This window comes from Mesorhizobium waimense (assembly GCF_003601975.1).
GTDB classification, from domain to species: Bacteria; Pseudomonadota; Alphaproteobacteria; order Rhizobiales; family Rhizobiaceae; genus Mesorhizobium; species Mesorhizobium waimense.
Genome location: NZ_QZWZ01000062.1, coordinates 18,399 through 30,717, shown reverse-complemented (window position 1 = coordinate 30,717; position 12,319 = coordinate 18,399). Strand labels below are relative to the sequence as shown.

17 protein-coding genes are annotated in these 12,319 nt (G+C 61.0%); 8 read left to right on the top strand and 9 right to left on the bottom strand.

What is annotated here, in order from left to right; all coding sequences use genetic code 11:
* Positions 1-152: 152 nt before the first annotated feature.
* Complete coding sequence (locus D3227_RS36280; protein ID WP_120018922.1) at positions 153-341, top strand: hypothetical protein; 189 nt, start codon at positions 153-155, stop codon at positions 339-341.
* A gap of 113 nt (positions 342-454) precedes the next feature.
* Here the strand turns inward: D3227_RS36280 and D3227_RS36275 are convergent, their stop codons facing one another.
* From D3227_RS36275 to D3227_RS36260, 4 genes are all read right to left on the bottom strand, one after another.
* Positions 455-1,705: an NAD(P)/FAD-dependent oxidoreductase gene (locus tag D3227_RS36275; protein WP_120018921.1), complete on the bottom strand. Its 1,251-nt coding sequence runs from the start codon at positions 1,703-1,705 to the stop codon at positions 455-457.
* Positions 1,702-2,421: a methyltransferase domain-containing protein gene (locus tag D3227_RS36270; protein WP_120018920.1), complete on the bottom strand. Its 720-nt coding sequence runs from the start codon at positions 2,419-2,421 to the stop codon at positions 1,702-1,704. Before D3227_RS36270 ends, D3227_RS36275 begins: the two co-directional genes overlap by 4 nt.
* A complete protein-coding gene (locus tag D3227_RS36265) occupies positions 2,418-3,482 on the bottom strand; it encodes a type III polyketide synthase (protein ID WP_120018919.1) in 1,065 nt (354 codons plus the stop codon). Before D3227_RS36265 ends, D3227_RS36270 begins: the two co-directional genes overlap by 4 nt.
* A gap of 330 nt (positions 3,483-3,812) precedes the next feature.
* Positions 3,813-4,016, bottom strand: a complete 204-nt coding sequence (locus D3227_RS36260) for a CsbD family protein (protein WP_120018918.1) — start codon at positions 4,014-4,016, stop codon at positions 3,813-3,815.
* A gap of 154 nt (positions 4,017-4,170) precedes the next feature.
* On the opposite strand from D3227_RS36260, the gene D3227_RS44555 reads away from it, so the two are divergent.
* Entirely contained in the window at positions 4,171-5,070 is a 900-nt protein-coding gene (locus D3227_RS44555; protein WP_120018917.1) for a hypothetical protein, read from the top strand.
* 23 nt (positions 5,071-5,093) lie between these two features.
* On the opposite strand, the gene D3227_RS36250 is transcribed toward D3227_RS44555, so the two are convergent.
* The gene (locus D3227_RS36250; protein WP_120018916.1) at positions 5,094-5,387 is read right to left on the bottom strand and encodes a hypothetical protein; all 294 of its coding nucleotides are present in this window, start codon (positions 5,385-5,387) and stop codon (positions 5,094-5,096) included.
* Positions 5,388-5,490: 103 nt separating this feature from the next.
* Between D3227_RS36250 and D3227_RS42030 the strand changes: the two genes are divergently transcribed.
* Positions 5,491-5,655, top strand: coding sequence for a hypothetical protein (locus tag D3227_RS42030; RefSeq protein ID WP_167481014.1), 165 nt, complete (start codon positions 5,491-5,493; stop codon positions 5,653-5,655).
* Between the two features lie 381 nt (positions 5,656-6,036).
* Here the strand turns inward: D3227_RS42030 and D3227_RS36235 are convergent, their stop codons facing one another.
* Positions 6,037-6,405 carry a hypothetical protein gene (locus D3227_RS36235; RefSeq protein ID WP_120018913.1) on the bottom strand — a complete coding sequence of 123 codons (369 nt, stop codon included), beginning with the start codon at positions 6,403-6,405 and terminating at the stop codon, positions 6,037-6,039.
* A gap of 531 nt (positions 6,406-6,936) precedes the next feature.
* On the opposite strand from D3227_RS36235, the gene D3227_RS36230 reads away from it, so the two are divergent.
* From D3227_RS36230 to D3227_RS36205, 5 genes are all read left to right on the top strand, one after another.
* Positions 6,937-7,134, top strand: a complete 198-nt coding sequence (locus tag D3227_RS36230; protein WP_245452072.1) for a thioredoxin domain-containing protein — start codon at positions 6,937-6,939, stop codon at positions 7,132-7,134.
* 105 nt (positions 7,135-7,239) lie between these two features.
* Entirely contained in the window at positions 7,240-7,479 is a 240-nt protein-coding gene (locus D3227_RS36225; RefSeq protein ID WP_120018912.1) for a hypothetical protein, read from the top strand.
* Between the two features lie 545 nt (positions 7,480-8,024).
* Positions 8,025-8,411, top strand: a complete 387-nt coding sequence (gene gloA2, locus D3227_RS36215) for an SMU1112c/YaeR family gloxylase I-like metalloprotein (RefSeq protein ID WP_120018910.1) — start codon at positions 8,025-8,027, stop codon at positions 8,409-8,411.
* Between the two features lie 310 nt (positions 8,412-8,721).
* The gene (locus tag D3227_RS42355) at positions 8,722-8,958 is read left to right on the top strand and encodes a hypothetical protein (protein WP_208646550.1); all 237 of its coding nucleotides are present in this window, start codon (positions 8,722-8,724) and stop codon (positions 8,956-8,958) included.
* Positions 8,955-9,227: a hypothetical protein gene (locus tag D3227_RS36205; protein ID WP_120018909.1), complete on the top strand. Its 273-nt coding sequence runs from the start codon at positions 8,955-8,957 to the stop codon at positions 9,225-9,227. The genes D3227_RS42355 and D3227_RS36205 overlap by 4 nt, the downstream gene beginning before the upstream one ends.
* Before the next feature lie 111 nt (positions 9,228-9,338).
* On the opposite strand, the gene D3227_RS36200 is transcribed toward D3227_RS36205, so the two are convergent.
* From D3227_RS36200 to D3227_RS36190, 3 genes are all read right to left on the bottom strand, one after another.
* Positions 9,339-10,343: a L,D-transpeptidase family protein gene (locus D3227_RS36200; RefSeq protein WP_120018908.1), complete on the bottom strand. Its 1,005-nt coding sequence runs from the start codon at positions 10,341-10,343 to the stop codon at positions 9,339-9,341.
* 267 nt (positions 10,344-10,610) lie between these two features.
* Positions 10,611-11,312, bottom strand: coding sequence for a GGDEF domain-containing protein (locus D3227_RS36195; RefSeq protein ID WP_245452071.1), 702 nt, complete (start codon positions 11,310-11,312; stop codon positions 10,611-10,613).
* A gap of 249 nt (positions 11,313-11,561) precedes the next feature.
* Positions 11,562-12,275 carry a thermonuclease family protein gene (locus D3227_RS36190; RefSeq protein ID WP_245452070.1) on the bottom strand — a complete coding sequence of 238 codons (714 nt, stop codon included), beginning with the start codon at positions 12,273-12,275 and terminating at the stop codon, positions 11,562-11,564.
* Between the last annotated feature and the right edge of the window lie 44 nt (positions 12,276-12,319).

Genomic DNA, 12,319 nt, shown 5'->3' with positions numbered 1-12,319 from the left:
CCGACCGACAAGCCTCACCCGCAGTTTCTGCTCATCTTCTTCCATCACTTGGTGTCCACCTATTTTGGTGGACACCTCATGCATCAGAGCGCTCAACAGCAAAAGGTGCGGGGAAATTCGCGCTTACAATCAGACATGGTTGGAGAAATGACATGGACGACGACCTGCGATTGAAATTGAAGGAGCTTAGCGTCACCTTGCAGAACAGGGCTGGCGAACTCACGCTGGCGCGTGAAGACGATATCGCCGTGCTTATGTCCGGCGTGGCGGTAACCCTTGAAACCTTGCTCGTGCTTGCCCAAGAGACCAGATCACCGAGATCGGGACCGTCGGAAGAATGACCCGCATGGAGCGAGGGCATTACTTTTGGTGAGCTGTCACGGCCGAACACGCTGGTTCCTGCGGAATGTTCAATAGTGTGATGCTAGAGCGGAGGCGAGCGCCGCAGCGCCGGTCATGTAAGACCGGGGATCGGCCTCGTCTTGCCGCTCATATGTGCGCCCAGTGTCAGGGCTTGCGGAAAATTGCGGACAGCCGCTCCCATCAAGGCAGGGCCGGCTGGACCGAGGGCCATTCCGGCGATGACTGCAGCTGCGTAGACCCGCCTCGAAAACAATCCTCTCCAGGCCGCTTGGTAGCGTCTGCCGGCAGCTTCGCGCCCTACCCGGCCGCTTGGCGCGTCCGCGAGTTCCGTGGCCAGCAGCCAGCCGGACTGAAGCGCCATTGAGATGCCTTCGGCGATGATCGGATGCGACTCGCCTGCGGCATTGCCAACGCGGAAGATATCCCGTTCGTAGCAGGAGCGGATGCCAGGCCGGATTGGACCCGCGGCAAGCCACGGACCGTCGAGGTAGGCTCCATCCAGAGCATCGCTCACGCCCCGGCAAGAAGCCGTGAGGTGACGGAAGACCGCGTCCGCGGCCGACACATGACCATCCTGTTCGGGGCTATCATGCCCGGAACCATGGTTCCTGCGCAGCCGCGCCAGCATGTCGCGCCTTATGCAGCACGAGATCGACAGCCGGCCGTGATCGGCCAAAACCATGCCGCCATAGCCGCCGGGAAAGGTGAGCAGCGGCATCAGATCGGGCGCGAGCAACGAGCCTGTGAAATGCGCCTTGAAGCCGAGCAGGTCCGACGGACGGCTCGCCTTCTCAAGCTGGCTTGGCAGCGGTCCCGGCTCCCAGGAGCCGTGCGCGGCGACGATCACCGGCGCACGCAACGTCGTCGTCTCGTCGCCGGAATTCTGATCCCTCGCCTGAATGCGCACCGCTTGCATGTCCCCATCCCGGTCGGTGGCGACCGCTCGGCAAGGCTGGAAGATTTCGGCGCCCGCCGACCGCGCCGCCTGCAAGAGCAGAGTGTCGAGAACGTCACGGCCCAGCGCCCGGCCGAAGCCGTCCTTTGCAGTGGGCCCATATTTTGCACGCGGCATCGGCGCCTCGACGCAGGTCTCGCCGGAAAAGAAGCCGACGCGGTGGATTTCGGGGCCGGCTTTGGCGCGCCAGGCATCGCCCACCTCCAGGCGGCCGAGCAGCGAGATGTTACTCGCCGAGATGTATTCTCCGCAGACTTTACGGCGCGGGAACGCACTCTTTTCCACAATCGCCACAGCCCATCCGCGCCGGGCCAACGTCAGCGCGACGGAGGTTCCTGCCGGTCCGGCGCCGATGACGATCGCATCGTAAGTCGACAATCGCGTCATGGGTCACTACCGGAATTGGTGCTGGCGCCGACGAAGACGTGCGAAAAGGGACCGACGCGCCCCTCCTTCAGCGGCTTGCCATTAGCCGCAAGCCAGAGAGCAGATAGCTCGCGGTCGCGAAAGCCGGCGCGCACGCTTTGGGCCGCATCATGTCGGGTGACGTCGTTTGCGCCGATCGCCGGAAGAAGCCGGGCCGCGGCGAGCGCCGACATTGCCCTTAGCGGTTCGGTCGCCAGGGTCAACGGGGCTTTCGGCGCCAGCAGCGAAAACAGACGCACCAGCTCGGCGTCGTCGAAATGATGCAGGAAAAGGTTCACGGTGATTGCGTCGATGCGCCCGCCTTCGGCCCTTTCCGCCCAGTCGAAGACGTCGGCCGTGATACCTTCGACGCTCCATCCCAGCCTCTCGAATTCGGTCGAGAGCTCGTTGGTGACCAGGCCGACGCGATCGAGCAGCGTCAGTTCGACGTGAGGCCAATGCCTAGCGATGCGCCGCGCCACGGCGAGCATAAAGGTGCCGTCGCCGGCCCCGATCTCCAGAATGCGGCGTGGCGGCTTCGGCACGAATTTCTTCAGCAATGACGCCATGATCCGCGCCTGGAACATCAGCGCGTTGATGCGACGGAGATCGCGGCGCGAGGCGAGCGCCCGCGGATCGTCGGCCGCAAGCCCGTCAAGGATTTCTGGGACCAGGCTGCGGTGGCTGAGCGCGTTCATGACACTGTTCGAAAAAGCATGGTTTCGGCCGTCAATCCAGGTCCGAACGACATGCCGCAGCCGAGGAGGCCCGCCGGCGCCTTCAGCATCTCTTGCAGCACGAACATCACGGTCGCCGACGACATGTTGCCGTATCGGCGCAGCACCTCGCGCGACGGCGTGAGCGCGGCGGGCGCAAGTTTCAACGCTCTTTCGACAGCGTCGAGAACCGAACGTCCGCCGGGGTGCACGGCCCAGAGGTCGATCGCGTCCGGCGGCCGGCCGCCGAGGATGGCGTTCTGATTGCTCAGCAGCGCATCATGGATCGCCGCCGGCACCTGGCCGGAAAGAACCATGTCGAAGCCGTGGTCACGGATATCCCAGCTCATCAGGTTCCGCCGCTCGTCCGTGACTGCGCAATAGAAGCTGTTGAGCTCGATGCCGGGGGGCTCGCCGGTGACAAGTGCGGCCGCGCAGCCATCGCCCCAAAGGCAGAACGACAGCAGCTTTTCCAGTTCAGTGGTTTCGCTGAGATGCAAGGTGCAGAGCTCGATATTGACCAGAAGGACCTTCGCGCGCGGGTCGGAGCGGACGATATGGCGGGCAAGCTTGAGGCCATTGATCGCCGCGTAGCAGCCCATGAACCCGATCATCGTGCGTTCGATGCCGTCCGGCAGGGCGCAGCGCGCGACCAGGTCGAGGTCGATCCCCGGCGCGGAAAAGCCGGTGCAAGTGGTGACGATGAGGTGGGTAAGGCGCGATGCGTCTCCGCCGAGCTGCAATCCGTCGACGCCCTTTTGTGCCAAGACGGGTGCGGCTTCGCAAAACATCGCCATTCGAGCTGCCGTTCCCGGAAAAGCGCCGCGCATGAAAGTCGCCGCGAGATCGACAGACGGTCCTTCGGGATCGATGGCGGGTGCAAAGCAGGAATAGCGGCTCTCGATGCCGGCAAGCCCGGCCATGCGTTCGAAGACTCTCCGGCGATTGGCAGCGAGCATCGAAGCCGCGAACCGCAGATAGAATTGATGAACCTCGTGTTCCGGAACCGCTGTCGCGATCCGGTTGATATAGGCGGCGGACATTTCCGGTCTCCATGGCGTCTCGCGCGCGGTGTCGCGCTGGCCGAAGGGTCTTTGCTCACTGGCGCCGGTATTGGGCGTCAGATCTCGAGCGTTACCCGTTCCATCAACGTTTCCGAAAACTGGTTTCGTCCCGGCAATCGTCCGCCTGCTGGAAGTCAGCCCAGCTTGGCCTCCGGCCCTAGCTGGCCGCCCTTCGCCCAACATAAGAAAGTGCTCGATCTATCAGGGGGACGCTGATCGAACGCGTAGTGTGGGTGGGTTGGGTGTGGCACCCCTCAAAAGAAAGGCGCTGCCACGCGACAGCGCCCCATCGATTGCCGAAAGGCAATTCTACCAGCCTTGTCGGGTATACCAGTCGTCGATATCCCGACGCACGCGATCCTTTTCAATCCCGTAACGTTCCTGGATCTTGCCTTCGAGTTGGTCGCGCTTGCCGGCGATGCGGTCCAGATCGTCATCAGTGAGCTTGCCCCACTGCTCCTTGACCTTGCCTTTGACCTGCTTCCAGTTTCCCTCAACGCGGTTCCAGTCCATGGTCAATAACCTCCTTGGTTTACCCAAATGCAAAACGGTCGTTCGCGCCCTATGTTCCAGAAGGAGCGGTTCGGGTCTGGCGCGTCCCGCTTCACGCCATGAACCTTAAAGGGTTGCCGAACGTTTCTGTACGCAAACAGATGATTGATGGCGCATGGCGGAAAAATCGGACGCTAATCCCGTGCCGCAGAAACAGGACGCTCCCGGTGCCGAAGCGCGTTTTTCGTTCGATAGAATGGCCGTCGAGCGATTTCGACAGGCTTTTACGCGAGCGAGGTGGAGCGATGAGCGCAAGAGCTGGTTCGTCCCGGGAAAGACGGCCAGCCGCAGGATCGACCGCTGGTTGGCGCAAGAGGCAGAGAGGTTGGCCATCCACGGGGACAGCAAGGGACGTGATGCCTTCGCCTTCGATCCGATATCGAGCCCATACTTGGAGGTTTCGGACGACCTACGTGTTCGCACGCCCTATTCGAAGATCGTGCTCGAGGAGCTGCGGGCAGTTCCGTGGGCAAGTTGGGACGACGAATTGCGGGCCTGGCGGCTGCCATTCCGTTCGTATGAAGAGCTACGTCACAGATGGGCAAGAATCGAAAAGGCTGCCCGACATGCCGAACCCCAGGAGAGGAAGCGACGACGAGAGGCCGCCAGAGAGTCTGGAGCTTCCAAGGCCGCTCGACAGCGGAACGCCGAACGTCGCCGTCATCGCTATCCACTGCCAGCTGAAGATTTACCCCCTCTTGGCCGGCCAGTTGCGACAGAGCAATACGGCATTGTCGTTTTCATCGAAGTGTCCGGTGAACTCGTTGATCCGTTAGAGTTGACCGCTTCATATCCAATCGCGATGCGCGCAAACGTCGACTACGTTTGGGGCAGGTGGCGTTCGGCCACACTTGCCGAATTGCTCAGGACGTGGCCCGCGCGAAGTCCGCCAGGACCAAACGAACGTTCGAGGGGCTGGTGGCAACCGACGCTTGTCGAACTGAGAGTTGCTCGTCGAAACGCCCGGAGCATCGAACGCAGAAAACAACGTCGCACCCTCAAGACGGGTGGCTGACATGCCTAGCTGTTTGACACTAATCAACCAGACCGCATCACACCCGGCTCTTCGGTGGGCGGATTGCTGCTGCGAGATCGCAGCTCGGAATTATCACGCACTACGTCGGAAAAATTGACGGTGGCGACCAGATAGCCTGTCTCATCGTAAACCTTGATAATCGAGCCCGACTGACCGGCCCCGGTTGAGTCTCCTTCCAACAGGACGGCGTGAGCCATCTCAATCGCTCTTGGGCTGGCCAGGTCGGCGCTGGGAAGCTCTTCCTCCAATGTCGTGGTCTTGCCGAAGCCGACGATCTCAAAGCGGAAATTGGGCATGGGGCACCTCCTGCTTCCAAGCAATGTCCAAGACGGCAGAGCGTTCCAAAGGAACGCTCTAACCTCCAGCCCGTTAGGTCTCCAACAACGAGGAGATTCATACATGGCTACCAAACAAGGCAAGAAGGACAACCGCCTCTCTGACAAGGAGGCAATGCATTTAGCGGAAATCACAGACGTTTCGCCTCAGCAGGCTAAGGATCTTGCTGAAAAGCACGGCAAGGCCAAAGCCGAGAAGGAAGCCAAGAACTTCAAGGCGGAGGGCTGACGTGGCGACAAGGATCGACTCGGATCGAGACGCTAGAGCCAAACGGGTAGCCCAAGAGATAATAGACTTGGAGCGCAAGGCGCGCGAAGCTAAGACGGCCCGTTTGCGCGAAGCGCGGATAGCTCAGGAAGCCGCAAATCCGCAACCTGCGGGGGAGCCGGATGCGAAACCCAAAGCGCCAAGGCCACCTATGAATAAGAAGCCTCGCACGGGTGCCTGACGCGGGCATTGGCCTCGCAATCCCGCAACGACGGCTAACCGACGGCTTTTCAAGCTTGCGCCGATGATCACAGCGGAGGTGCGCCGCGCCACGCGCTGCGCCTCCACCGGCGGGTGGCTTATGGCGCGTTCACGGGCGCAGGACGACAATCTGCGCCGATTCTATCCTTCCTTAAGTTCAACACTGACCTGGCCGTCCGCCGCCACCGTGCAGGCGATGGTCGCCGAGCGCGGCTCGATGCCACCTTTGCGCAGGTAGTCGATCGCGACGAACAGCGTTGCAATCCGCACACCGCCAGCGCGTCGGCGCACCGGCTCGGTCAGGCTGGTCTCGACGGCAACCGGATTGTATTGCGCGGCCCATTCTGCGATTGCCGAGTTGCAGCGGTTGACGGTCGACTGGTCGGCCAGCGAAATACCGTGGCTGACCGGCATCACCAGTTGCCGTTCGTCCAATTGCGGTAAGTCGGCCGCGGAGGCCAGACCGGGGAGAAAAAGCATGGCGGCGGTGAGCATCCTGATAGTGTGCATGGCTTGCGGTCTCCTTCCCTAGAGCGCGACAGGGCATTCTCGCTCGTCCGCCTATCAAGATTTCAGGACTCGTTTGTTGATTGCACCTTGCCGCGAACCATTCGGCCGATGAGGCATTGGTTAGCGAAATCCGCCGGCACGTTCACGATCAGCATCAACTACTGCCCAGGCTTCGGTCGGCTCCTGCACGACCACGAATACTCATATTAGATACTACTAATGTAGCAATTCGCAAGGAGTAGCCGGTCCGTCGGATGGTGCTTTGTGCCGCCGTCGCCAGACTTGCTTATTCCCAGCCTGCGGACCACCGGCATGATACGTTGTTGTTCCGAGCGGCTTTCGCGGTCGGTGTCGCGGCACAGGCTGCTTCAGCGGGCGTCGATCGTGTATTGATAAAGTGCGAGCCTAACGAAGCCACATCACTACCAAACAATATTGGAACCATACCGGTCTATTGTGCTCCAATGCCGACCAGCCGGTGAGACGACATAGGCTGGTAGAATAGGTGTTTGATGATGCGAGGCGGCTGCGGTGTTCCGTGTTTGCAGCCGGGACCGATATGCAGCACCCGGATATCCAGGCGGCGATAGACAAGAATGCGAAACTAATCAGGCGCTGAAAATCAGCGGAACGCCGGGCTTCGTCGTCGACGACCAGATTTTCCCGGGCGCAACCGACCTTGCAACCATGAAGAAATTGATCGAGCAGGCGCGAGTCCTTCAGAAATGAGGCCTGCGTTCCAGCATGGTGATTGCCGTAGCGGGTGCTGCCCTATATTATTGGCGTGCCGGTCGTCGATGCTATGCCTTCCGGGGCCGGCAGGGAGGAACAGCTATGTTACGTTCAATTTCTCTTGCGCTTTTCTTGTCGGTCATCCCAGCAGCCGCCTTTGCGAATTCATGCCCGACCATCATGGCCGCGATTGATGCGGCGTTGCCGACCGCGACCCTTGCGGAGGCCGACATGACCAAGGTCAAAGAACTGCGTGCCCAAGGCGAAAAATTGCATGCCGCCGGCGATCATGCAGGATCAGAGGCTGCGCTCAACGAAGCCAAGAAGATGCTCGGCATTTAGTCACGACGACGCGGCTTTCGTGGCCTTCACGTGGCACTGCGTCACCGTGGAAGACATCGTGGTTTAGACAGATCCTGGTTTGCTCGTTGCGGTTGGTGTGGTTCTGGCTTGCCTGCCGTAGCGGCCTGGTCTGCTCTTGCGACCGGCGCACTGGCACTTGAACGCGCTTGCCGCAGTCGATTGCACGGTCGAGGATACTATCATTCGCCACAGCCATGCGTTGATCCTCGGCAGCGTCCGCCATGTGATGAGCGGAGAGCCCGGTCCTGCGCTGATCTATCATAACGGCGCCTACGGATCGCCGTAAACGCCTGTCAGTTCTCCTGCTTGTCGTGGCAGTGATCCCAAGCGTTCGACACCACAACGCGTTGGTGACGCTGCGCGGCGCAGGGACCGACCGCAACTGCTCTTGGTAATGCGCTATTCGATGCAACCGGGGTGAGGTTCCGCCGCATCCCGTTCACACCGAAGCGGGGCCTCGCGGGTCTAAAGCATGACTTGTGAAGCTCTGTTTGCTTTGTCCGCGCTCACATAAGGCCAATTCGATGTTTCTGGGAATCCATCACGTCGCAATCATCTGCAGTGACTACGAGGTCTCGAAGCAGTTCTACACGAACAAGCTCGATTTCGTGGTTGTCGACGAAAATTGGCGCGCTGAAAGGCAATCTTGGAAGTGCGACTTGCGCCATGGACCTGTGCAGATTGAGTTGTTCAGTTTTCCAGCACCACCGAGCCGGCCCACCAGGCCTGAGGCATGCGGATTGCGACACCTAGCATTCTCGGTCGACTCGGTTGAGGCGACCGCCCGGTTACTTCGGGCGCGAGGCGTCGAAGTTGAGCCCATCCGAATAGATCCCCACACAGGACGTTCGTTTACTTTCATTGCGGACCCTGACGGACTCCCCATTGAGCTCTACGAGGATGGCGCCTGATAGTCGGAGATTACGACGAAAAAGAACGGCGAACCGGCCAAGCAGGTTCAAGGCTCATTCAGATAGGCTAACACTTCACCCTCGGCGATCCGAACGGCGCGCCGGCCCCGAGGTCGGTGCTCCTATGTGCGGCGTCAAGATTGCGTTCGACAGTGCCGCGAGGCGCGCTGGGGACTTGCGGTTCCATCTCAAATACACAGAGCACCCAGCCAGGACCCTTAGGCGCAACTCAGCCGGTTCCGCGGCGGCACTGCACCGCGCGGCGGAACAGCGGCCCTTCTCGCGAGTTATTCCATTAGGAGTGACTAATATGAGATTCGTGGTCGTGCAGGAGCCGACCGACACTTGGGCCGTAATTGACACCATCGTGGACGTGCCGGCGGATTTCGCTAACCAATGCCTCATCGGTTTGACGCGCGATGGCGCTGAATGGTTCGCGGCGAGGTGCAATCAACAAATGTCGCGAAGCGTTTTGCGCAATCAGGACACGCGGCGGCGCGTTGTCTCTATGGATATTCCTGAAACGGTTCGTCGACAGGCCACATGATGACCGAAGAAGCGCTGGCGGCTGTTTTGGCAGTGAGGAACAAGGAAGCCCAGATCCTGGGTGTGTTCGATAGCACCAATAAAACCGATGCCGCTCTTGACGTCCGCCGTCTGGGCGAGGCCGTCCAGTTTGTCGCCAATGCTCCGATCTTGGGCTACGATGTCCGTGCCGCAATGGTCGTATATGGCGACCTGGGGACTCCAACTCTTCGAGCCAGAGATTGCGAGCAGCTGTGGGCCAAATACGGAAAGGCCCTGCTCGCGTGTTAATGAGATCAGATCTTGGACGGGTTACCACCTGCCAAATGACCTTGTCGGCTGCCGGAATGTGCGCGCTGCAAACACGCGAGCGACAACTTGCCAGGCATTCCGCGTATTGGGCTACTGAGGCCGCTCGTCGTCTGCGTTCGCCATTTCGTCCTTGAAGCTAACTTTCGTGTTTTTCTGCACCATGGAAGCGAGGTCCTCGGCATCCCAGTTGGTCAGCCTGATGCAGCCATGGGAGAAGGTCGTGCCGATCTTGCCAGGTTCGGGCGTGCCGTGAATTCCGTAGCTTTCGATGGAAAGGTCGATCCAGATCGATCCCACAGGATTGTTCGGCCCGGCGGCAATGGTGAAGGGCCGCTTGGACTTGACCCCCTTGAAAGCGAAGTCGGGATCGTAGTGATAGGTCGGGTTATGCACCACGCGTTTGATCTCCGCCTCGCCATTCGGCGCCGGCTTCTCGTCGCTGCCGATGGAAGCCGGGAAGACTGCGAGCCATTTTCCCGAGGGATCAAGCACGCGCACCAGGCGTGCGCCCTTGTCGACCTCGACGCCGGCAACGGCAGTAGGAGGATCGCCCCGACCAACATCCGGCACAAGCAACTTCGTGCCGACCTTCTTGAAACGGGTGCCCGGATTGAGCCGTCTGAGCAATTGTTCGCTGACATGGAAGCGTTCCGCCAGCTTCTCCATCGCGTTGTGATAGCCGAGCCGCGGCAGGCGGGCCATCCTCTCCAGGCGCGCCGGAATACGCTTGGTAAAAGGTCCGCGCACATCTTTGCGCGACAGCTCATAGGTGACCAGGACCGGGCTGCCGGAGGTTGCCATCAGCTTGTCCCAGGTCTCCAGAGTAAGCTTGCCATCGGATGGGAAACCGTTCGCCGCCTGAAAGGCCCGGACCGCTTTGGTGAAGTTCTCTGAAACGCGCCCGTCGATCAGGCCCGGCGAGAAGCGGGCGCGATCCAAAAGAATCTGCGCCTTCAGGAGGGCCGGGCTGAAGCCTTTCGGTTCTCCGGCGGCGAATTGGGCCTGATTGACGGTGGCTAGGTCCAGCTTGGCCGCCTCGGTCCCGGCGGAGGCGAGGACGAGCGCCGCGGCGATGAACAGAACGAGCCTAATCATCGATGTGACTCCACGGGAACCTGCTTCTATGACGCGGCAGGGCCCTATCTGGTTCCGTCCCTGGCAGCTGCAGCACAGAACCGACCAGGCGGGGCATTCCCGATCCCAAGGCTGACTGAAATACGAGGGTTGTCTATCAGTTCATTTTTATGAACGTCACAATGTTACAAAACATCACGTAAGATATTGAAATTATTGAATTCGACTAGAGTTCAATCCTCTCTCGCAGCACCAGTCTCATCGATCGTTTCGACCAGATCTGCCGCTTCAGCTGCGGTCGTCGCCTATATGCGACAATTCCAGCCCGTCCCGGGATTGCGACAAACGCTCTTCCGCCGACCGGAACATGTCCTCGAAGGCGAGTTCATGCTCGAACACGACGCCGCCGACGCTGATGGCCAGCACAGCCTCCGCGCCCTTTGGCGCGAAATAGACCTGCGCGACGCGCGCCTGGATGCGTTCGCCGATTTCCTTCGCATCCTGTTCGGTTGCGCCGGGCAGAAAGACGCCGAACATCGACGTGCCGATGCGGCCGACCAGATCTTCCTTGCGCACCGACGATTGTATGGTCGAGGCGATGAGCCGCAGGGCCTCGTCGCCCCATTCCAGGCCGAAACGCAGATTGAGCGACCTGAGATGCTCCGGATGGATCACCAGGAAGGCGCCGGAACGCGGGCCGGTCTGCGCTGGCCTCGATGCCCGTCTTTCGACCAGCGATGTGAAGACAGGCCCGTTCAGGCAGCCTGTCAGCCTATCATAGGTCGCCGAAAGGTTGAGTTCCTGCCGGTAGCGGCGAAGCTCGATCTGCTTCCAGCCGATCACCAGGAAGAGCGGCAGGCCGATCGCCAGCGGCAGAATCGCTGCCGTGATCATGCTGCGTGCGAACGGCGTCAGCCCCTCGCTGAACAGAAGCAGATAATTGAGGCCCAGCGAAAGGCCGAGACAGCCGGCGGTCCCCAGAAGGGTCAACCAAGCAACATCTTTCCACGCATGGGCAGAACTGGTCGTCATTGTTCTTGTCACCGGCCAATCTCCTGTCGGATGCGCTGGCATAAGGCCTGTGTGTTGCAATTTCAGTTTCGAGGAACCGTACAATTTGATGAATGGGCCAAATGACGTCCCTGTTCGAGCCAAAACATCAAACCGCGCTTGCTCCCAGGGGAAAGCTGCGCCGCAACGGTTAACAAAGAAATATCCGGGGGCTTCGTGACCGGCCGACTATTGCGGCGGTCCGTATATGCCCATCCCGGCAGTCCTGGCCGTAGCCTCCGCCTTGCCGTAAATGCTGCCCGGCAGCGCCATGGCCCAGCCATTGGCCACCAGCCAGGCGCCGACATCCTGCTTGCCGAGCTTGCAGGGCGCGGCAATGGCGAAACGGTCGGTCTCCGGCGGCACGAAGCATTTCAGCGCCCGCCCGCGCAGCCAGGCATTGAAGGCCGCCCGCGCTCGCTGGCCGCAAGGCCAGGCCGCTTCGCCAATCGAACAGCTTTTGTCGGGATCGATGCCGAGCGTGCCGCTGACGATGATTTTGCGTCCCATGGCCTCGAAAGCGGCCGACGAGGTGGCGATCGGACGGTAGAGCAAGGTCTCCCGCCAGTCGTCCGGCATCGGCGTTTCCGGCCATGAGGCCAGACCAAGCTCGCCAAGCGGGAGGCGGGGCTCGATCCGCTCGATTGCCGATACTTCGAGCGGCGGCGGTGCAATGAGGCCCTGGGCGATCTTGCGTGCCGGCTGTTGCGGTCCTGCCCCGGGAACGGGCGCAACGTCTGCGCTCGGCTGCTCGCCGTCGACAGCCTGTCCCGGCGCAGGATTGGGCCGGTCGACCGCGACGAGGGTGCCCGCCCAGATGATCAGCAAGGCCCCGGCCAGCAGCCCGACGGCCCCGAACGCGATCGCCAGGCCGGGCCTTTGCGCCAGACCCGCGCCGCTCATCGGCCTGCTCGCTTGGCTTCCCGCCGAAGCCGATATCGCCTGGG